We start from the raw sequence: 20,184 nt of genomic DNA, 5'->3' as shown, positions 1-20,184 counted from the left end.
GGTTTAATCGTAGGGACACTTACTGGATTCTTTTCATCGCACCCGCGAACTGCACACACAGGTACTCGTCAAGGCTACTCGACTGTGTCCATGCAGGACAAACCCGCCTCCCCCCAACGGCTAATCTGCAGGCGTGTCCATCGCAGGCGCTCCCGGGGGTCCTCATCAATTCCACCATCACGGCGCGCCGTTCGCCCGCCGCATCCGCACAGTCGGGGCCCCGTTGGGCGTCCTCATCGCCCTGGGGACGGTCGCCGGCCTGATCGTCATCGTGCTGACGTTGGCCAACCCGGTCGGAACCGCGGTCGGCTTCGTGCTGTCCAGCGTCGCAATGGCGGTCGTCGTGCTCGCCTATCTGTGGCTGGACCGGTGGGAACCCGAGCCGCCACGGCTGCTCATCTTCGCGTTCATCTGGGGCACCTCGGTGGCAGTGGTGGTCTCGGCGATCCTGCAGGTCGTCCTTGACACCTGGCTCAATCCCGGCCTCGATCCGGACGCCGCCGACGTGAGCGCATTCACCCTGGTCGTCGGTGCGCCGATGACCGAGGAAGCCGCCAAGGGCCTGTTCCTGCTGTTGATGATGACCGGCGCGCGCCGCAGGGAACTGAATTCCCTGACCGACTGCCTGGTGTACGCCGGCCTGGTCGGCGCCGGGTTCGCCTGGCTGGAGGACATCCTCTACATCGCCAACGGCGAGTCCCTGGCCGAGTCGCTGTTCACCGCGGCGCTGCGACTGGTCATGGGGCCGTTCGCTCACTCGCTGTTCACCACGATGTTCGCGCTCGGCGTGTGGTTCGCCCTGCACAGGCGCACCGGTGCGGCGAAGGCCGGCTGTCTGCTGCTCGGCTATGCGGGCGCGGTGCTTCTGCACGCGATGTGGAACGGCTCGTCGCTGCTGGGAGCGGGCGCCTACTTCGGCACCTACGTGTTCTGGATGGTCCCCGTGTTCGCGTTGACCATCGCGCTGGCCGTGCACAGCCGCCGCCGCGAGCAGCGCATCGTGGCCGCCAAGCTTCCCGGAATGGTCGCCGCGTCGGTGATCACTCCGAGCGAGGCGACGTGGCTGGGGTCGATGCAGACCCGCAAGTACGCGGTCGCGGAGGCGACGCGACTCGGCGGCAAGGAGGCCGGGAAGTCGGTGCGCCGATTCGCCCACCAGGTGACCGAGCTGGCGTTCGTCCGTGACCGCATCGACCGGGCTTCGGCGACGCTCGGGTCGTCGCTCTCTTGCAGGAGGAGACCTACGCCGTGTACGCGGCCAGGTCCGCTTCTCCGGCGCTGCAGCAGATGGCGGGATTCTGGACGCACGCCCCGAACGCGCCCAGGCCTTGACGGTTCAGGCCCTGTAGTAGACGAGTTGATGGGTGGATGCGAGCAGGTTCCCCGACCGGCTCCAGATCTCGGCGGACTGGTCGAAGTAGCCGCGCGCGAACCTGTTCGCGTGCGCCCGGCAGAACACGAAATCGTCTCGGGCCGAGGCGAGTTCGTCGTCGTCGACATGGAAGTACGTGGTCAGCGAGATCGTTCCGGCCGGTGACATGGCGCCTCGGCGCAGGAACACCCGGGGATAGAAGATGTCGCTGATCGCGGCGAGCGCCGGGAAGTCGAGGGCGCGTCCCGAGCGGTCACGCGTCCACAAGGTGGTCGTCGACGACGACGCGGGCCCATCCCCGGGACGCGGTACGCCACCGTCGACATAGCGCATGTCGTAGTTGGCGGCCCAGACCACCGCATCGGGCAGTCCGGTGGGTGCGATGTCCTCGGGGGCCGGGGCCGCCGGCATCGACGGTTCGGTGTCCGACCACGTGTCTCGACGCAGACCAAACACCGCCGTCGCATTCGTCTTCACCTCGCCCTGCTGCGACAAGTCCACCACCCAGTGCTGGTTCGTGCGGTTCGTTCGCACGGCCCTGGGGTGGACGTCGAACGTTCCGTCCAGGACGGGGGCGGTGTAGTTGACCGTCAGCGCCACAGGATCCCCGACCCGGTCGGGGTGGACCGCGACGGCGCGCAGCAGTACGGCGGCGGTGATCCCGCCGAACGGCCCGACCATGTTCGCCCAGTCCGGACTCGTCCGCCCTCGTGACATCCCCCGGGACTCGGTGGGTTCCAACGCGATGGCGTCGTCGAACGGATGGCTGGGCATACACGGTCCTCTCGGCGATCTATGTATGCAACCCTACATAACCCGCCGTTGGGGATCACGTCGGGTGACGGATCGCCCGAATCAGTGCGCGGCCGCGTCCCAACTGCGCCCGAAGCCGACAGACACCTCCAACGGCACGTCGAGGGCGTATGCGGAGCCCATATGCTCGCGCACCAGGGCGTCGAGGGTGTCACGCTCGCCGTCGGCGACTTCGAAGAGGAGTTCGTCGTGCACCTGCAGCAGCGTGCGGGACTTCAGCCCCGCGTCCTTGATCGCCTGGTCGACGTTGATCATCGCGACCTTGATGATGTCGGCGGCACTGCCCTGGATCGGCGCGTTGAGCGCTGCCCGTTCGGCGGCCTCCCGCACCTGCCGGTTGCTGCTGTCGAGTTCGGGGAGGTAACGCCTGCGACCGAACACCGTCGACGTGTAACCGTCTTTACGGGCCTGGTCGACGACGTCGCGCAGATAGTCGCGCACCCCGCCGAATCGCGCGAAGTACTGCTCCATCTGCTCTTTGGCCTCTTCGGTCGAGATCTTGAGCTGCTGGGACAACCCGTAGGCGCTGAGCCCGTAGGCCAGGCCGTAGGACATCGCCTTGACCCGCCGCCGCAGTTCGGCGGTGACCTCGTCGATCGGCACCGAGAAGGCCCGCGACGCGACGAACGAGTGCAGATCCTCGCCGGTGTTGAACGCCTCGATCAGGCCCTCGTCACGGGACAGGTGCGCCATGATGCGCATCTCGATCTGGCTGTAATCGGCGGTCATCAACTCGCCGTAGCCGTCACCCACCACGAACGCGTCGCGGATCCGGCGGCCGGCTTCGGTGCGGATCGGGATGTTCTGCAGGTTCGGCTCGGTGGACGACAACCGGCCCGTCGCCGCGATCGTCTGGTTGAACGTCGTATGGATCCGCCCGTCGGAGGCCACCGCGTTGAGCAGGCCGTCGACCGTCACCTTCAGCCGCGTCGCGTCGCGGTGGGCCAGCAGATGCTGCAGGAACGGATGTCCGGTCTTGTCGAAGAGACTCTGCAGCGCATCCGCGTCGGTGGTGTAGCCGGTCTTGGTGCGTTTGGTCTTCGGCATCTCGAGCTCGTCGAACAGGACCACCTGCAGCTGTTTCGGGGAGCCGAGGTTGATCTGCTTGCCGATCACGGCGTAGGCCGCCTCGGCGGCGTCGCGGATCTGGTCCGCGAACTCGCTCTGCAGGCCGGAGAGCATCTCCAGATCGACGGCGATGCCTGCGGTTTCGAGCTCTGCCAGCACCCGCTGCACCGGGAGTTCCATGTTGCCCAGCAACGCCGAGGAGTCGATGCGCGAGAGTTCCTCGTCGAGGGCGTCGGCGAGGTCGACCACCGCGCTGGCACGCAACAGCAGCGTCTGCACGGCCTGGTCGTCGACGCCGTCACTGTCATCGAGGAGCGAAAGTTGTTGCTGCTCAGGGTTGTCGGCGCGTAGTTCGCGCTTGAGGTAGCGCAGCGACAGGTCGTCGAGGGCGAAGCTGCGCTGTCCCGGGCGGACCAGGTACGCGGCCAGCGCGGTGTCGGAGGTGACGCCGACCAGCGTCCAGCCCCTGCCCTGCAGATCGTGGATCGCAAGCTTGGCCTCATGCAGCGCCTTGGGCACGTGCGGGTCGGCCAGCCAGGAGGCCAGCGCCTTCTCGTCGTCGGGATCGAGCCCGGTGGTGTCGATGTAGCGGCCCTCGCCGCCGGAGGCCACGATGGTCAGCGCGGTCGCGTCGCTGTCGAAGGCGAGATGGTTGCCGACGACGGCCAGCCCGAACCGTCTACCGTCGCTGTTCTCGGCCAGCCACGGCGCCAGCGTCCCGGCCTGCAGCGCCTCGCCCTGGACGTCGAAGCCTTCCTCGACCTCCGGATCGGCGGAGGCGAGGGTGTCGAAGAGCCGGTCACGCAGGACACGGAACTCGAGATCGTCGAAGAGCCGGTGGATGTGGTCGCGATCCCAGGGCTGCATGCGTAGCGTGTCCGGGGTCTGGGCGAGCGGCACGTCTTTCACCAGCTCGGTGAGCTCACGGTTGAGCACCACCGAGGACAGGTGCGCGCGCAACGCATCGCCGACCTTGCCCTTGACCTTGTCGACGTTGTCGACCAGCCCCTGCAACGACCCGTATTCGGCGATCCACTTGGTGGCGGTCTTCTCCCCCACGCCCGGGATGCCCGGCAGGTTGTCGCTGGGGTCGCCGCGCAGCGCGGCGAAATCCGGGTACTGCGCGGGCGTGAGCCCGTACTTCTCCTGAACCGCCTCCGGCGTGAAGCGGGTCAGCTCGCTGACTCCCTTGCGGGGGTAAAGCACGGTGACGTCGTCGCTGACCAGTTGCAGCGCGTCGCGATCACCGGTGACCACCAGGACGCGGTGCCCCTCGCCCTCGGCCTGCGTCGCCAGCGTGGCGATGATGTCGTCGGCCTCGAAGCCGGCCTCGGCGAGCACCGTGATGCCGAGCGCACCGAGGACCTCTTTGGTGATGTCGATCTGGCCGCGGAACTCGTCGGGCGTCGCCGACCGGCCTTCCTTGTACTCGGGGTACTTCTCCTTGCGGAAGGTCTGGCGGGAGACATCGAACGCGGCCGCGATGTGGCTGGGCTGCTCGTCGCGGATGAGGTTGATGAGCATCGCGGTGAAGCCGTACACGGCGTTGGTGGTCAGCCCGCCCTGGGTCTTGAAGTTCTCCGCAGGCAGCGCGTAGAACGCCCGGAAGGCCAGCGAGTTGCCGTCGAGCAGCATCAGCGTCGGCGTGTCGTCGGCGGCCGGTGTGGCGGCCTTCTTCGAGGCGGTCTTGGCTGGGCTCACGCGTTCACTCTAGGCACCGGGTACGACAGCCGGTGCGCCGCTACCCGGGCTGACGGCCATCGCCCGCGCGCGCTCGCCGAGCACCCGCGCCGCGGGATTGGCGCCGTCGGCGCGCCACGCCCAGACCAGCCTCCCGCGCAGTTCCGGCGCGAGGCGCAGCGCGTGCAACCCGCTGCCGCCGCGGGCCATCGACTGCGGCAGGATCGCCACTCCCAGCCCGTGACGGGCGAGCTCGGCCAGCTCGGCCGGGCTGGTCGCCTCGAACGCGATCCGGGGACGCAGACCCGCCGCGGCGCAGGCGGTGTCCAGACGTGTCCGCAGGCCGGTGCCCGCCGGCAGCGAGATCAGCGGGTGTCGGCTGAGCTGTTCGAGCGACAGTGATCTGCGGTGCGCCAGCGGGTGCCCGTCGGCGACCGCCGCCTCGACCGCCTCGTCGGTGATCACCGCGACCTCGAGTCCGGGAAGGTCCTCGTCGACCGCGATGGACACGATCGCCAGGTCCAGACGGCCGTCGCCGAGCTCGGCGATCAGCACGTCGGAAGTGGCTGTGCCCAGCGTGATCTCGACATCGGGATGGTCTGCGTGGAATTCGGCGATCAGGTGGGCCACGTTCATCGGATGGAGCGTCACCGTGCCGATCGCAACGGAGCCCCGCAGCAGGCCCGCGACGTCGTCGACCGCGGCCCGGCCGTCCCGCACCGCCGCCAGCGCCGCTCGCGCGTGCGGCAGGAGCGCCTCCCCCGCCCGGGTCAGGCGCACCTCGCGGCTGGTGCGAGTGAGCAGTGGCTGACCCACCGAACGTTCCAGTCGGCGGATCTGGGCGCTGACCGCGGGCTGCGCGACACGCTCGCGCGACGCCGCACGGGTGAAACCGCCCTCTTCGACGATCGCGACGAAATACTCCAGCTGCCGCAATTCCATAAGCTTTGATTATAGATCCGAGCACGGGAATGTCTTGGACTTATGCCCAGCCGGCGGACAGGCTGGTCGTATGACGACCTACGTGCTGATTCCTGGAATGTGCCATGGGGCATGGTGTTTCGATCAGCTCTCCGAGTCGCTGCGACAACGCGGACACCGTGTCCTGGCCGTGACTCTGACGGGCGTGGCCGAGCGGTCACATCTGATGCCGGGCGGGGTCAACCTGGACACCCACATCGCCGACGTACTCGCCGTGATCGACAGCGACGCCGCCGCAGCCGGCGACCTCGTGCTCGTCGCGCACAGCTACGGAGGCATGGTGATCACCGGTGTCGCCGACCGGATTCCCGATCGCGTCGACTCGCTCGTGTTCGTGGACGCGGTCGTGCCCCGGGACGGGGAGGCGTGCTGGGACCTGGTCAACGACGAGGAGCGGCAGTGGTACGTCGACGTCGACGACACAGGGTTCGGCGTTCCCCCGATGCCGTTCTTCGATCCGCGGGCGACCGCGCACCCGCTGGCCACCGTCCTGCAGGGACTGCGCCTCACAGGCGACCTGAGCCGCTTTCGGCGCCGGGTCTACGTGTATGCCCGCGAGTGGCCGGGCGAGTCGCCGCTGCAGTCGTCTTTCGAGCGGGTGCGCGACGATCCGTCCTGGGTCACGTACGAACTCGACGGCAGACACAACCTGATGCGCGACTGCCCGGACGAACTCCTCGGGATACTGCTGGCAACGGCCGAACGGTGAGCACTGACGCCGAACTGGAACACGTTTCAATTTTGTCGCCGGACTCGGTACGCTGACCGGCGTGTCAGCTTCTGTGCAGCCCGCGGTCGACGGGTGGTTCACCACCAACGAGTCCGGTGAGACGCATTTGATCGGTGGGAAGTGCACCGGGTGTGGAACGTTGGTGTTCCCGCCGCGGACCACCAACTGCCCCAACCCCGGGTGTGTCAGTGACGAGTTGGCGTTGGTGCCGCTATCGCGGCGCGGCACGCTGTGGTCCTACACCGAGAACCGCTACGCCCCACCCCCGCCCTATCCGTCCCCGGACCCGTTCGAACCGTTCGCCGTGGCCGCCGTCGAGTTGGCCGACGAAGGCCTGATCGTGCTCGGCAAAGTCGTCGAGGGCACCCTGGCCGCCGATCTGCACGTCGGCATGGAGATGGAACTGACCACCATGACGCTCTACGTCGACGACGACGGCGTCACCCGCACCACCCATGCCTGGAGGATCGCGAAATGAGCCCGGATCCGGTGTACATCCTCGGCGCGGGCATGCACCCCTGGGGCAAATGGGGCCGCGACTTCACCGAATACGGCGTCGTCGCCGCCCGGGCCGCCCTCGCCGACGCCGGCCTGGACTGGCAACACATCCAACTCGTCGCCGGCGCCGACACCATCCGCAACGGCTACCCCGGCTTCGTCGCCGGGGCCACCTTCGCCCAGAAACTCGGCTGGAACGGCATCCCCGTCACCTCCAGCTACGCCGCCTGCGCCTCGGGCAGCCAAGCACTACAAAGTGCGCGCGCCCACATCCTGGCCGGGCTGTGCGACGTCGCCCTGGTCATCGGCGCCGACACCACCCCCAAAGGCTTCTTCGCCCCCGTCGGCGGCGAACGCAAAAACGACCCCGACTGGCAACGCTTCCACCTCATCGGCGCCACCAACACCGTCTACTTCGCCCTGCTGGCGCGGCGCCGCATGGACCTCTACGGCGCCACCACCGACGACTTCGCCACCGTCAAAGTCAAAAACGCCCGCCACGGCCTGGCCAACCCCAACGCCCGCTACCGCAAAGAAGCCACCCTCGACGACGTCCACGCCTCCCCCGTCGTCTCCGACCCGCTACGCCTGCTCGACATCTGCGCCACCAGCGACGGCGCCGCCGCCCTCATCGTGGCCTCCAAAGCCTTCACCGAAAAACACCTCGGCTCGGCCGCCGGCGTCCCCAGCGTGCGCGCGATCAGCCTGCAATCCCCCCAATACCCCCAACACCTGCCCGAACTGCCCGACATCGCCACCGACTCCACCGCCGTGGTCCCCGGCCCCGACCGCGTCTTCAAAGACCAGATCCTCGACGCCGCCTACACCGAAGCCGGCATCGCCCCCCAAGACCTCTCCCTGGCCGAGGTCTACGACCTGTCCACCGCCCTCGAGCTGGACTGGTACGAACACCTCGGCCTGTGCCCCCGCGGCGACGCCGAACACCTGCTGCGCTCCGGAGCCACCACCCTCGGCGGCCGCATCCCGGTCAACCCCTCCGGCGGCCTGGCCTCCTTCGGCGAAGCCATCCCCGCCCAAGCCATCGCCCAAGTCTGCGAACTCACCTGGCAACTCCGCGGCCAAGCCACCGGCCGCCAAGTCGAAAACGCCACCGTCGGCATCACCGCCAACCAAGGCCTCTTCGGCCACGGCAGCTCCGTCATCCTCGCCCGCTAACACCCCCACCGCGAGCGCGCATGTCTGCACACCAACACACCGCAAAAGACGAGCATCCAACGCGCGCTCACGGCTCATGGCTGAGCTCATCTCGGTACGCGTGAAGCCCGGCAGTCGCAAAGGTCCGCTCGTCGAGGCCGGCGAGGACGGGGCGTTGACGCTGTACGTGCAGGAGCGTGCTGTCGACGGCAAGGCCAACGAGGCGGTCACGAAGCTGCTCGCCGAACACCTCGGGGTGCCGCGCAGCCGCATCGAGCTGGTATCCGGAGCGACGTCCCGGCACAAGCGGTTTCGAATCGGCTGACGCACGGAAGACCTGCACGCGGGTTTCACCGCCGACGAGCGCGCGCGCACTGCCAGAGAAGCCCGGCGCGTCGACGTTCAGACCCGCGCGCTCGCGGTGCTACGCGACGCCGAGGTAGGCCGCGCGGATGCTGTCGTCTGCCAACAACTCCCGGGCGTTTCCGGTGCGGGTGACCTCGCCGGTCTCCAGGATGTAGGCCCGGTCGGAGCGGCTCAGCGCCTGCTGGGCGTTCTGCTCCACCAGCAGCACGGTGGTGCCGGTGGCGTTGATCTCGGCGATGATCTTGAAGATCTGTGAGATCACCATCGGCGCCAGGCCCATCGACGGCTCGTCGAGCAGAAGCACCTTGGGCCGGGCCATCAACGCCCTACCGATCGCGAGCATCTGCTGTTCGCCGCCGGAGAGGGTGCCGCCCACCTGACTGCGCCGCTCGGCGAGGCGCGGGAAGGTCTCCAGCACCCAGTCCAGCTTTTCGTCATGTTCGGCCTTGGTGGCGAACTTCCTTCCGTAGCAGCCCATCTCGAGGTTGTCGATGATGGTCATTCCCGGGAAGACACCGCGCCCCTCGGGAGCCTGGATCAGTCCGTCGGTCACCCGCTTGTGCGCCTTGACCCGGCTGATGTCCTTGCCCTCGAACCACACCGAGCCCGACGTCAACGGCAGCAGACCCGAGATCGCACGCATCATGGTGGTCTTGCCGGCGCCGTTGGAGCCCAGGAGTGTGACGAGTTCGCCCTCGTGGACGGTCAGCGACACCGAGTGCAGTGCCTTGATCCGGCCGTAGTGCACGACGGCGTCGCGGACCTCCAGCAGCACCGGGCGCGGGTCAGGCGAGTTCGTCATCGGGCACTCCCAGGTAAGCGGCGATCACCTTCGGGTCCTCGCGGATCTCGGATGGCAGGCCGTCGGCGATCTTGCGGCCGAACTCGAGCACCACGATCCGGTCCGTCACCCCCATCACCAGACGCATGTCGTGTTCGATCAGCAGCACGGTGTATCCGTCGTCGCGGATCTTGCGGATCAGGTCGATCAGGGCCGACTTCTCGCTCGGGTTGAAACCCGCAGCCGGCTCGTCGAGGCACAGCAGCTTCGGTTCGGTGGCCAGCGCCCGGGCGATCTCCAGCCTGCGCTGGTCGCCGTAGGAGAGGTTCTTGGCCTTCTCTTCGCCGCGGTGCGCGATTCCCACGAAATGCAGCAGAGCCGCGGATCTCTCGATCGCCGAGCGCTCCTCGCGGCGGTGTCGAGGCGACCGGATCAGCGCCCCCGGCACCGAGGTGTGGTGCCGCGCGTCGGTGCCCACCATCACGTTCTCCAGCGCGGTCATCTCACCGAAGAGCCGGATGTTCTGGAAGGTGCGCGCGATTCCCAACCGGGTGATCTGGTGGCGCTTGATCCTGCCGATCGTCGAGCCGTCGAACGTCACCAAACCCGATGTCGGGCGGTAGACGCCGGTGATCGCGTTGAAGCATGTCGTCTTACCCGCACCGTTCGGCCCGATCAGACCGAGGATCTCGCCGCGACGGATGTTGAACGTCACCGCGTCCAGCGCGGTCAGCCCGCCGAACTTCACGGTCAGCTCATTGGTCTGTAGCAGGACCTCGCCCTCGTCGGCCCGGATCTCACGGTGCACACCGGCGATCTCGGCGACGGCGTCCTCGAAGGCCTCTGGCTCGGTCATTTCGCCGGCTCCGTGTCGGTCGGCTTGGCCCGCAACAGCTTGCGTGCCGCTCTGGCGTAGGTGAGCAGGTGCTGACGCGCCGGGAACAGCCCCTGCGGCCGGAAGATCATCAGCACCACCAGCGCCAGGCCGAAGAACAGGTACTTCAGATTGCCCATGTCGATGCCGAGGAAGTGCACACCGAGGAGTCTGTTGGGCAGATAGACGATGATGAACGCGCCCAGGATCACGCCCAGCTTGTTGCCCTGACCGCCGAGCACCACCGCGCACAGGAACAGCATCGAGTTGATGATGTTGAACGTCGGCGGCGCGACGTACTGCACCTGGCCGGCGTACAGCGCGCCCGACAGTCCGCCGATGGCGGCGCCGATCGTGAACGCCCACAGCTTGAACTTGAATGCGTTGACGCCCATGACCTCCGCGGCGTCCTCGTCTTCGCGCACGGCGATCCAGGCGCGCCCGACCCGGCTGCGCTCGAGATTCCCGACGAGTAACAGGATGCCCACGATCAGGATGAGCCCGAGCCAGAACCACCAGGCGCCGTAGTTCGCGTCGCCGCCGGAATTCGACACGGAGAACACGCCTTCGGGGTGTTGTTCGCTCTCCAGGAAGTGCGGAAACGCGACTTCGTTGAGGCCGCGCGGGCCGTTGGTGACGTCGGCGAGGTTGTCGGCGAGCAGCCGGATGATCTCGCCGAACCCGAGGGTGACGATCGCCAGGTAGTCGCCGCGCAACCGCAGCGTGGGTGTGCCGAGGATCAACCCGCTCAACGCGGTGACGGCCATCGCCAACGGCACGCACGCCAGCCACGCCCACGGGGTGGTGAGAATCCCCTTGGGACTCATCTGGTTCCACGGACTCTCCGGGCTGGTCAGCAGAGCCACGGTGTACGCGCCGACGGCGTAAAACCCGACGTAGCCCAGATCCAGCAGGCCGGCCTGGCCGACGACGACATTGAGACCGATCGCGATGATCGCCACCATCGCGAACTGGGCCATGGTGCCGCCGAAGCTGATTCCCGGTGTGTCGATGAATCCCGGCTTGAACAACGGGGACAGCGCAATGCCGGCGAACAGGACGATCCCGAACACCCATTTCTGCGCTCGGGTGAGGCCGTCCCACCACTCCATCACTCGCGTCATACGCGTGCCTTCCCGAGGCTTTCACCGAGTATTCCGGTGGGCCGGACCAGCAGCACCAGGACCAACAACACGAACGCCACGACGTCACGCCACTGTGTCCCGAAGACCGCCTGCCCGTAGTTCTCCATGACCCCGAGCAGCAGACCCCCCAGCAGCGCGCCCCGCAGGTTGCCGATCCCGCCGAGCACCGCGGCGGAGAATGCCTTGATGCCCAGCAGGAATCCGCCCGAGTAGATGATTCCCTGCGGCACCTTCAGCGTGTAGAGCAGCGCGGCGGCGCCGGCGAGCAGGCCGCCGATGAGGAACGTCGTCATGATGATGCGTTCCCGGGAGACGCCCATCAACGTGGCGGTCGTCGGGTCCTGCGCGACGGCGCGGATCCCGCGGCCGAACTTGGTGCGGTTGATCGCGACGTCGGTGAGCACCGCCAGCACCAGCGCGGCGCTGATGATCACCAGGGTGATGTTGGAGATGGCCACGCCGAAGAACTCGAACTGGGTCCTCGGTTGCACCAACACGATCGGCTGCTGCGCGTTGGGCCCGCCGTAGCCGGGGATGATCTTGGGCAGGATGAACAGCACGAACTGCTGCAGCACGAACGACATCCCGATCGCGGTGATCAGGAACGTCAGCGCCCGCGCGTTGCGTTTACGCAGCGGGCGGTACGCGATGAACTCCAAACCGATTGCGGCGCTGCCGGAGACGGCCATCGCGAACAGCATGGCCACGCCCAGGTACAGGATCGTCAGGCCGACGCCCTTGCTGTAGGCGTTACCGCTCGGGGTGAAGCCGAGGATCACGTCGAGAGCGAAGTACGCCCCGAACATGCCGAGCATGAAGATCTCGGAGTGTGCGAAGTTGATCAATCGCAGCACGCCGAACACCAGCGTGTACCCGACGGCGACCAGGGCGTAGATCGCTCCCCACGACAGGCCGTCGATCGTCAACTGCCAGAAGCTGTCGACCAGCGCACCGACATTGAAGTTGATGTTTGCGGCCAGGTTCATCGGCGTGGGGAGCTCCTCAGCTGGACCGGAGAAATAGTGTGGACTGAGCGAAAACGCGTCCGAGCCAACAACTCTCGGACGCGTTTCGCTCTAGTCGTTACTGGACGTCGTAGATCCAGATGAGGGTGGTGGTGAGCTCACCCTCCGGTGTCCACTGGTATTCGCGCGCCACACCCTGCCCCTGGTAGTTGCGGACGAAGTCGAGCAACGCCGGCCGGGTGATCGCCCCGGAGTCGATGCCCTTGAGCAGGATCGTGCCCAGGTCGTAACCCTCGGCGCTGTAGGTGCCGGGCTCCTGGTTGAACTTCGCGGTGTACTCCTCGGCGAACGCGCCGGTGGCCGGGCCGCAGGGGCATGCCAGCACGGCGCCCTTGGAGGATTCACCGGCCTGCTTGACGAACTCGGGGTCCTTCGTGCCGTCGGCGCTGGCGAAGGTGCCCTCGAAGCCGCCGTCGCGCAGCTGCTGCACGAACGGCGCCGCCTCGGCGTAGTAGCCGCTGAAGAACACGGAATCCGGTGCGGCGCCCTTGATCTGGGTCACCGCGGCGGAGAAGTCCTTGTCGCCCTTCTTCACCGAGATGTTGCAGGCCGAGTCGGCGACGGGGCCGAGGGTCTCGCGGACGGCCTGTCCGAGTCCGAGACCGTAGTCGGTGCTGTCGTCGACCACGCAGACCTTCTGGTGTCCCAGCGTGTTCTTCAGGTAGTTGGCGACCGACGGGCCCTGAACGCCGTCGTTGGCCAGCCCGCGGAAGAAGGTCTTCCAGCCGTTCTCCGACAGGGTCACGTTGGTGGCCGACGCGGTGGTCGCGACCAGTCCGGCCTGGTCGAAGACGCCGCCGGTGGCCTTGGTCTCGCCCGAGAAGGCGGGTCCGACGAGGCCGATCGTGTACTGGTCGTCGACGATCTGCGGTGCGATGGCGCTGGCCTTCTGCGGGTCGCCTTCGGTGTCGAACGGCTTGAGCTGCACCTGGCAGCCCGGGTTGGCCTCGTTGTGCTTGTCGATCGCCAGCTGCACACCGTTCTTGATGTTGATGCCGAGGGCCGCGTCGGGGCCGTTGAGGGCGCCGGCCATCGCGATCGACACCGGCGGGCAGGTGGCGTTGCCGTCGCCTGCGGGGTCCGCGGGTGCGGCGCCCGTGCTGGCGGCGACCTCGGCGCCGCCCTCGTCGATCTGCACCTTCTCGACGATCTTCAGATTCGTCTGCGCCGCATCCTCTTCCGGTGAGCCCTGATTACAGCCGGCAACTGCCAGCGCAATCAGACCCGCACCCCCGAGAGCAAATGCCTTGCGTGCCACGCGACCGCGCACGTCCCACCTCCGGTTCAGTGTTCTGCTCTGGCATCTTCGGGTGTCCGTCCGGTTACCGGGACCGATCACGTCGGCGATGCTTCGCCGACGACCATAACCGCCACACCGCGCTGACGCGTGCTGTTGGAAAACGCGTCGCGTGGATAAACCAGGTCACACGGAAAAAGTCGGTGCCGGAAACGCAGACTTAACCGGCGGCGGGGGTTCGGCCCCGCTACGTCGCCTCCGGCTCCGGCGAGGCCGCGGGGGGATCGAGGGTCTCGAGGACGACCTCGGCCACGCGCTTCATCGTGGTGCGCCGGTCCATCGCCGCGCGCTGGATCCACTTGAAGGCTTCCGGCTCGGTCATCCCCTGCTTGGCCTGGAGCAAACCCTTGGCGCGCTCGACCAGCTTGCGTGTCTCGAGCCGGTCCGACAGCGTCGCCACCTCTTTCTCGAGCTCCGCGATCTCGCTGAAGCGGCTCACCGCGACCTCGATCGCCGGGATCAGGTCGGTGATGCTGAACGGCTTGACCAGATAGGCCATCGCGCCGGCGTCGCGGGCCCGCTCGACCAGTTCGCGCTGGCTGAACGCGGTGAGGATGACGATCGGCGCGATGCGCTTGCTCGCGATCTCCGACGCGGCGTCGATGCCGTCGCGGCGCGGCATCTTGACGTCCATGATCACCAGGTCGGGGCGCAGCGACTCGGCCAGGTCGACCGCTTCCTGACCGTCGCCGGCCTCACCGACGATCTCGTAGCCCTCCTCGCGCAGCATCTCCGCCAGGTCCATCCGGATCAGGGCCTCGTCCTCGGCGATCAGGACCCGATGTGGTGTGGCGGCGGCGTCCGACGGTGACGCAGAAGCGGATGACATGGAGAACATTGTGAAGCCCGCGGGCGATATGGGCGAGCGCGGGGCCATCCTCTATGGTGATAGGCCGTGCCACCTACCGTGGCCGCGACGCCCTCGTATCCCAACTGGCAGAGGAAACGGATTCAAAACCCGTCCAGTGTGAGTTCGAATCTCACCGAGGGCACCGATGATCGGCGATAGCCTTTCGGAGTGCTCAACGTTCGTCCGGTGTGCGTGCCTGATGTCGCCCTGGACGAGCGCGGCTGGTCTCCGACCCGACACCGTGACGACCGGGTGGGGCGGCGTCAGAGCGTCCTGATGATCGCCGGCTGGATCGCCGCGGCGGTGTCCGCGGCGTTCGGGGCGTTTCAGCTGACCCTCGGCGGTTCCCTGTGGTGGTTGGGCGCCGTCAACGTCCTGTGCGCCCTCGTGTTCCTGTGGATCCCCCGGCTGTGCCCTCTGGGCGAATTGCTGGCGCCACTGACCTTCGTGACATTCGCCTACATGTCGGTGACGTTCTTCTGTTACACGATCGGCACGGGGTCGGGGATGCAGTTCTACTTCCTGGTCGCGGCGTCTCTGGTGCTGCTCGTCCTCGGCATCGAGCGCGTCGCGTTGGCGGCGGTCATCGCCGGCGTCGGCGTGGTGATCACCGTCGTTCTTGAGTTGACCGTGCCCGAAGACCGTGGCCTCGGTCCTTCGTGGACGCTCACCGCCGGCTTCATCAGCGCGGTCACCTCGTCGGCGGTGATGATCGTCGCGACGATCTGGTACACGCTGCGTGAGATCGAACGCGCGGAGTCGGCCATGGAGAACGAGTACGAACGCTCAGAACGCCTGCTGGCCAACATACTTCCCGCGACCATCGCCGAACGACTCAAGGAGCCGACGCGCACCGTGATCGCCGACAAGTACGACGACGCGTCGATCCTGTTCGCCGACATCGCGGGCTACACCAAGCGCGCGAGCGACACCGCGCCGGCCGAGTTGGTGCGGTTTCTCGATCTCCTCTACACCGACCTCGACGCCCTCGTCGACCGGCACGGACTGGAGAAGGTCAAGACCAGTGGGGACTCCTACATGGTCGTCAGCGGGGTGCCGACGCCCCGCCCCGACCATCTCGAAGCCCTCGCAACGCTGGCCCTCGACATGTCCGAGGCGGTCGCCGACCTGAAAGATCCACGCGGACGCGACGTCCCGTTGCGCATCGGCATGGCAATGGGTCCCGTCGTCGCCGGCGTCGTCGGAGCGAAGAAGTTCTTCTACGACGTCTGGGGCGACGCGGTCAACGTCGCGTCCCGCATGGAGACGACCGACGAGGAGGGCCGGATCCAGGTGCCCGACAACGTCTACCAGCGCCTCCGGCATGCGTTCGTCCTGGAGGAGCGGGGGCTGATCGACGTCAAGGGCAAGGGCCCGATGCACACCTGGTACCTCGTCGGTCACCGGGCCCGGGCCGTCACACCTTCCAGTTCTCCGCCTTGAGCAGCCACGCCTGCTTCTCGAGCCCCTCGATCAACTGGTGCAGGATGTCCGCGGTGATCGGATCCTCGTCGTCGGCCCGGCCGCGCGCGGCGCGCATCGTTCCGACCGCCGCGTAGAGACGCGTCGTCATGAGGTCGATGACCTCGCCGGTGTTGCGCTCATAGGCCGGGAACTCCGGCAGGGTGGTCGTGGCGACGACGGTGTCGGAGCGACCGTCGGGCACCGCGTCGAGAGCCCGCATCCGCTCGGCGATCGTGTCGCTGCCCTCCCGGGCGGCGTCGACGATCTCGTCGAGCTGCAGGTGTAGGTCACGGAAGTTCGTGCCCACCACGTTCCAGTGCGCCTGCTTGCCCTGGAGGTGCAGTTCGATGAGGTCGACGAGCACCTGCTGTAGCGATGCGCTCAGTTCGGGTGATGCCTGGAACGAGGTGACCTCGGCTTCGGTACGACGTGTTTTCGATGTTGTTCCCATGATCACTTCAACGCCTCCTTATCTGGACTTAGTCCAGATTAGCTCATGTGGTGTCAGATGTCCTGGTCGCGGCCTGCTTGTCCTGGCGCTCGAGCAAGCGGGCATACCCCGCGCCGATGCCGAGCAGGGTCAGTCCGACGACGATGAACACGACGACCCGGAAGATGCCGTCGAGAGTCCCCAGGTCGAACAGGAACAGCTTGGCCATCGCGGCCGCCACCAGACCCAGACCGCCGCCCAGGGGCACCGACCGGTCCTCGCGCGGCAACCGTGCGGCATACCAGAACAGCACGGCGGCCATCGCGATCCAGAGGATCGTCGCGACCATGTGACCGGCGTAGAACCCGCCGTCACCCCCGATGACGAGCATGCCCGCGGTCACCGTGCACGACGTGACGGCGTAGACCGTCACCACCGCCGCACCGACCCACAGCGCGCTCTCGGTGCGATCCCACATCCACACGATCGTGACCGCGGCGGTGGCCAGCAGCAGGCTGGAGACCAGGGTCGAGATCCCGGTGGCGGTGCTGACCTCGACCGGTTGGAGCAGTACGGCGAGCGGTGCGTAGCTCAGGTGGGCGGCGGCGCCGATGACGGCGAATCCGATTGCCACCCAACGACCGACGGCATCCCGTCCCACCGCGACGGCGACCACGACCGCCATCGCCAGCAGCACGGGTCCGCCGACCCTGCCGTCGAACGCGGTCGTCACCGCGATCAGCGCAGCGATCGCCGATGTCACGGCGAACACGCGACGAACGACTCCGTCGACCCCCGGAAGGCGGTCAGCGAGCAGGGCCACCGCGAGCAACGCAGCGGCCAGTGCGGCGGCCATCAACGCGGCGACGACGCGGTCCACCGCGAGGTTCACGCACAACACCGGCACGATCCCGGCCACCGTCAACAGGGCCATCACGACCCGATTCCCGGTCCCGGGCAACAGGATCAGCGCGGCGGTCAACGCGATGACCGCGGCGATGCCGCATGCGCCGGCCAGCCAGAGGTCCTCTCGCGAGTCGATGTGACGGGCCGCCAGCGCCACCAGCAGCGGCAGCACGGCCGCCGCGATCCGCGCGGCATGCAGCCAGATCCAGTCCTTGCCGAGCTGCACCGGTAGCGACACCGCCGCCAGCGCCAGCATGAACCCGACCAGCAGCAGGGACACCCCGTCCGTGACGATCGGGGCCAAGACGATCAGCGGCACCAGCACCAGGAGCCCGAGATGCTCGGAGTCCCATCTGCGGGCCAGCGTCAGCCCCGCGCCGGCGATCACCGCGGCCAGCACGAGTCCGGCCGGCGCCGGCACCCAGTCGTAGATCGTCGTGACCGCGATGACGTCCATGTAGGCCGCGGCGACACCGGTCGCCACCAGCGCGATAGCCCCGACCCTGCCGCCTGGCCGGGTGTTGAGCCACCATCCCGCACCCACCAGCGCGGCGGCCAGCGCGCCGCCGGCCGAGACCCGGAACTCGGGGCGCAGGATGCCGGCCTGCGCGGCGAGCACCAGAAGCAGGACCACGCCGATCAGGGTGACGGCGACACCGGCGACGGCCAGCAGCTTGCCGATCCAACCCTCCGAACGTTCCTTGCGCGGTGCCGGTGTCAGCGTCGGTGCCGGTGCCGGTGCCGGCGCCGGTGGCCACGGCCGGAACGGGGCGGGCTGCGGCGGATACTGCGGCCAGTACGCAGCGGGCTGGGGCGCCGGCCGAGGCGCCGCAGCGGCCGGCGCCCGGTCGGTGAGGATCCGGTCGAGCGCGGCGAGATCGCCGGAGACGCGAGTGAGTTGGTGGGAGATCGCGGCGAAATCCGCGGAGAGCCGGGCGATGACGGCGGAGTGCGGTTCGGTCATGTCCGCCATCGTCGCCGACGAACGCAGCCGACGGATGAGTACTACTACTCGTCCAGTCCGTGGTCGATCGCGTAGCGGGCCAACTCAACACGGTTACCGACCTGCAGTTTGCGGAACGTCGCCTGCACATGGTTCTCGACCGTGCGGTGGCTCAACGACAGCCGCGAGGCAATCTGCTTGGCGGTCAACCCCTTTGCGACGTAGCGCAGGATCTCCGTCTCGCGCTCGGTCAGGGTGGGCCCGTCCGCACCCGCCGGCGAGCTCTGCTCGATGCGGCGGAACTCCCCCAGCACCAGGCCTGCCAGCCCGGGAGTGAAGACCGCGCGACCCTGGGCGGTGGCGCGCACCGCGTCACCGAGCTCCTGTTTCGACGCGCTCTTGACCAGGTAGCCGGTGGCACCCGCCTTCACCGCTTCCAGCACGTCGTCGCGCTCGTCGGACGCCGAGAGCACCAGGATCCGCGACGACGGCGACACCGCCAGCACCTCCGTGGTCGCCTGGGCGCCGTCGCCGTCGCCCAACCGCATGTCCATCACCACCACGTCCGGCCGCACCACCGCAGCGCGGCGCTTCGCCGAGGCCACGCCGTCAGCGGTGGCGACCACGTCGAAGCCGTCGTCGGCGAGATCACGGGCAACCGCGTCGCGCCAGATGGGGTGATCGTCGACGACCATCACCGAGGTACGGTCAATTCCCATTCCGTCCCCACTCCCGGGCCGGTCGTGAGTTCGGCCCGACCGCCCAACCAATTCATCCGCCCGACAATCGATTTCGCCACCCCGACGCGCCCCTCGCCCACCGCGGCCTCCAGCCGGCCCTCGGGGATCCCGACTCCGTCGTCACGCACGCTCACCGTGACCGAGTCACCGAGGTCCTCCAGAAGAACATAGACGCGGGCGTGCGGTCCGGCATGCGCCTCGGCGTTGTCGAGAGCGTTGGTCACCGCGGCGAAGAACTCCGTCGCGACAGCCGAGTCCAGCAGCACCGGCTCGGCCGGCACGCTGACCGACACCCGATCGGAGGCCCGGCTGCGCAACATCGCGCCGAGGTCGGCGGTCGCGCCTGCGCGATGCGGGGTGTCGGCGGCGCTCACCAGCCGGCGCAGCGCGCGCTCCTGCTCACCGGCGAGTTCGGCCAGTTGCGCGGTGTCTCCGCCGATCTCGCGGCCCCTGCGCGCCACCAGCGCGAGCACCTGGATGGCGCCGTCGTGCACCTGCCGGGAGATCCGCTCGCGCTCCTCCAGGGACGCCGCGAGCCGGGTCGCGCGTTCCAGTTCCGCGTGGGCGCGCCGCGCGGTCTGGGCGGCCATGCCGACGGCCAGACCGACGGCGAGCTCGATCACGATCGTGGCGTTGCGGCCCAGGTCGATGCTGACGTACCCCTTCAGCGCGGCGCCGGCCGCCACCACCGCCAGGCCGGCGAGCATCCCGGCGACCGGACCGGACAGGATCGCCGCCGAGATCGTCGCGTTGGTCGCCCACAGCGTGGTGGGCCAGGACTGGTTGTCCAGCGCCCACTGATCGGAGGCCAGGAACTCGGTTGAGAGCACCAGGGCGATCACGACGGCGACCTCGGCGAGCACCCAGGACAGCCGCCGTCCGAAGCCCTGCAGATACGCCACGGCGCAGGCCAGGCTCCACGCGAGGAGGGCCCCGAACAGCACCCAGCCGGCGACCGGCGACTCGAGATCGGCGTTGACGGCCAGCTGGAATCCGAACGCGTACACGCAACTGAGCAGACGGAACACCTGAGCGGCCCGCCACAACGGCGTGGCCGGGTCGCGGG

18 protein-coding genes, 1 tRNA gene and 1 pseudogene are annotated in these 20,184 nt (G+C 68.0%); 7 read left to right on the top strand and 13 right to left on the bottom strand.

Features of this window, described 5'->3' with window-relative positions; translation table 11 throughout:
• Positions 1-133: 133 nt before the first annotated feature.
• Positions 134-1,332: pseudogene (locus DYE23_RS13535) on the top strand (PrsW family intramembrane metalloprotease).
• A gap of 4 nt (positions 1,333-1,336) precedes the next feature.
• Here the strand turns inward: DYE23_RS13535 and DYE23_RS13530 are convergent.
• The 3 genes from DYE23_RS13530 to DYE23_RS13520 form a co-directional block, all read right to left on the bottom strand.
• Positions 1,337-2,146 (bottom strand): acyl-CoA thioesterase, encoded by an 810-nt coding sequence (locus DYE23_RS13530; protein ID WP_115327392.1) that lies wholly within the window; start codon positions 2,144-2,146, stop codon positions 1,337-1,339.
• Between the two features lie 81 nt (positions 2,147-2,227).
• Complete coding sequence (gene polA / locus DYE23_RS13525; protein WP_115327391.1) at positions 2,228-4,954, bottom strand: DNA polymerase I; 2,727 nt, start codon at positions 4,952-4,954, stop codon at positions 2,228-2,230.
• Between the two features lie 9 nt (positions 4,955-4,963).
• Positions 4,964-5,875, bottom strand: coding sequence for a LysR family transcriptional regulator (locus DYE23_RS13520; RefSeq protein ID WP_011894423.1), 912 nt, complete (start codon positions 5,873-5,875; stop codon positions 4,964-4,966).
• A gap of 70 nt (positions 5,876-5,945) precedes the next feature.
• Here DYE23_RS13520 and DYE23_RS13515 point away from each other — a divergent pair, with 70 nt between their 5' ends.
• From DYE23_RS13515 to DYE23_RS13500, 4 genes are all read left to right on the top strand, one after another.
• Complete coding sequence (locus DYE23_RS13515) at positions 5,946-6,623, top strand: alpha/beta fold hydrolase (protein WP_013471777.1); 678 nt, start codon at positions 5,946-5,948, stop codon at positions 6,621-6,623.
• Between the two features lie 61 nt (positions 6,624-6,684).
• A complete protein-coding gene (locus tag DYE23_RS13510) occupies positions 6,685-7,122 on the top strand; it encodes a Zn-ribbon domain-containing OB-fold protein (protein WP_115327390.1) in 438 nt (145 codons plus the stop codon).
• The gene (locus DYE23_RS13505; RefSeq protein WP_115327389.1) at positions 7,119-8,318 is read left to right on the top strand and encodes a lipid-transfer protein; all 1,200 of its coding nucleotides are present in this window, start codon (positions 7,119-7,121) and stop codon (positions 8,316-8,318) included. Before DYE23_RS13510 ends, DYE23_RS13505 begins: the two co-directional genes overlap by 4 nt.
• A 76-nt stretch (positions 8,319-8,394) precedes the next feature.
• Positions 8,395-8,622 carry a DUF167 domain-containing protein gene (locus DYE23_RS13500; protein ID WP_011894427.1) on the top strand — a complete coding sequence of 76 codons (228 nt, stop codon included), beginning with the start codon at positions 8,395-8,397 and terminating at the stop codon, positions 8,620-8,622.
• Positions 8,623-8,721: 99 nt separating this feature from the next.
• Here the strand turns inward: DYE23_RS13500 and DYE23_RS13495 are convergent, their stop codons facing one another.
• The 6 genes from DYE23_RS13495 to DYE23_RS13470 form a co-directional block, all read right to left on the bottom strand.
• Positions 8,722-9,465, bottom strand: a complete 744-nt coding sequence (locus DYE23_RS13495) for an ABC transporter ATP-binding protein (RefSeq protein WP_013471780.1) — start codon at positions 9,463-9,465, stop codon at positions 8,722-8,724.
• Positions 9,449-10,300: an ABC transporter ATP-binding protein gene (locus DYE23_RS13490; RefSeq protein WP_115327388.1), complete on the bottom strand. Its 852-nt coding sequence runs from the start codon at positions 10,298-10,300 to the stop codon at positions 9,449-9,451. Before DYE23_RS13490 ends, DYE23_RS13495 begins: the two co-directional genes overlap by 17 nt.
• A complete protein-coding gene (locus DYE23_RS13485; RefSeq protein WP_011894430.1) occupies positions 10,297-11,442 on the bottom strand; it encodes a branched-chain amino acid ABC transporter permease in 1,146 nt (381 codons plus the stop codon). Before DYE23_RS13485 ends, DYE23_RS13490 begins: the two co-directional genes overlap by 4 nt.
• Positions 11,439-12,449, bottom strand: a complete 1,011-nt coding sequence (locus DYE23_RS13480) for a branched-chain amino acid ABC transporter permease (RefSeq protein ID WP_011894431.1) — start codon at positions 12,447-12,449, stop codon at positions 11,439-11,441. The genes DYE23_RS13485 and DYE23_RS13480 overlap by 4 nt, the downstream gene beginning before the upstream one ends.
• Positions 12,450-12,546: 97 nt before the next feature.
• A complete protein-coding gene (locus DYE23_RS13475; RefSeq protein ID WP_011894432.1) occupies positions 12,547-13,758 on the bottom strand; it encodes a branched-chain amino acid ABC transporter substrate-binding protein in 1,212 nt (403 codons plus the stop codon).
• 214 nt (positions 13,759-13,972) lie between these two features.
• On the bottom strand, positions 13,973-14,614 hold the full coding sequence (locus DYE23_RS13470; RefSeq protein WP_041788585.1) for a two-component system response regulator PdtaR: 642 nt from the start codon (positions 14,612-14,614) through the stop codon (positions 13,973-13,975).
• An 89-nt stretch (positions 14,615-14,703) separates the two neighbouring features.
• On the opposite strand from DYE23_RS13470, the gene DYE23_RS13465 reads away from it, so the two are divergent.
• Positions 14,704-14,777: transfer RNA gene (locus tag DYE23_RS13465), tRNA-Leu, on the top strand.
• 26 nt (positions 14,778-14,803) lie between these two features.
• Entirely contained in the window at positions 14,804-16,078 is a 1,275-nt protein-coding gene (locus tag DYE23_RS13460) for an adenylate/guanylate cyclase domain-containing protein (protein WP_172527773.1), read from the top strand.
• On the opposite strand, the gene DYE23_RS13455 is transcribed toward DYE23_RS13460, so the two are convergent.
• From DYE23_RS13455 to macS, 4 genes are read right to left on the bottom strand one after another with little or no spacing between them, the layout of a single operon-like run.
• The gene (locus DYE23_RS13455) at positions 16,053-16,550 is read right to left on the bottom strand and encodes a Dps family protein (RefSeq protein ID WP_172527772.1); all 498 of its coding nucleotides are present in this window, start codon (positions 16,548-16,550) and stop codon (positions 16,053-16,055) included. The genes DYE23_RS13460 and DYE23_RS13455 overlap by 26 nt on opposite strands.
• A 43-nt stretch (positions 16,551-16,593) precedes the next feature.
• Complete coding sequence (locus DYE23_RS13450; RefSeq protein WP_115328959.1) at positions 16,594-18,399, bottom strand: DUF2339 domain-containing protein; 1,806 nt, start codon at positions 18,397-18,399, stop codon at positions 16,594-16,596.
• 44 nt (positions 18,400-18,443) lie between these two features.
• Complete coding sequence (locus DYE23_RS13445; RefSeq protein WP_115327386.1) at positions 18,444-19,097, bottom strand: response regulator; 654 nt, start codon at positions 19,095-19,097, stop codon at positions 18,444-18,446.
• The gene (gene macS / locus DYE23_RS13440) at positions 19,073-20,164 is read right to left on the bottom strand and encodes a MacS family sensor histidine kinase (protein WP_013471784.1); all 1,092 of its coding nucleotides are present in this window, start codon (positions 20,162-20,164) and stop codon (positions 19,073-19,075) included. The genes DYE23_RS13445 and macS overlap by 25 nt, the downstream gene beginning before the upstream one ends.
• Positions 20,165-20,184 lie beyond the last annotated feature (20 nt).

It is taken from the genome of Mycolicibacterium gilvum, assembly GCF_900454025.1.
GTDB classification, from domain to species: Bacteria; Actinomycetota; Actinomycetes; order Mycobacteriales; family Mycobacteriaceae; genus Mycobacterium; species Mycobacterium gilvum.
Note: the sequence above shows the minus strand (reverse complement) of the source record. Positions and strands in the feature narration are given on the sequence as shown.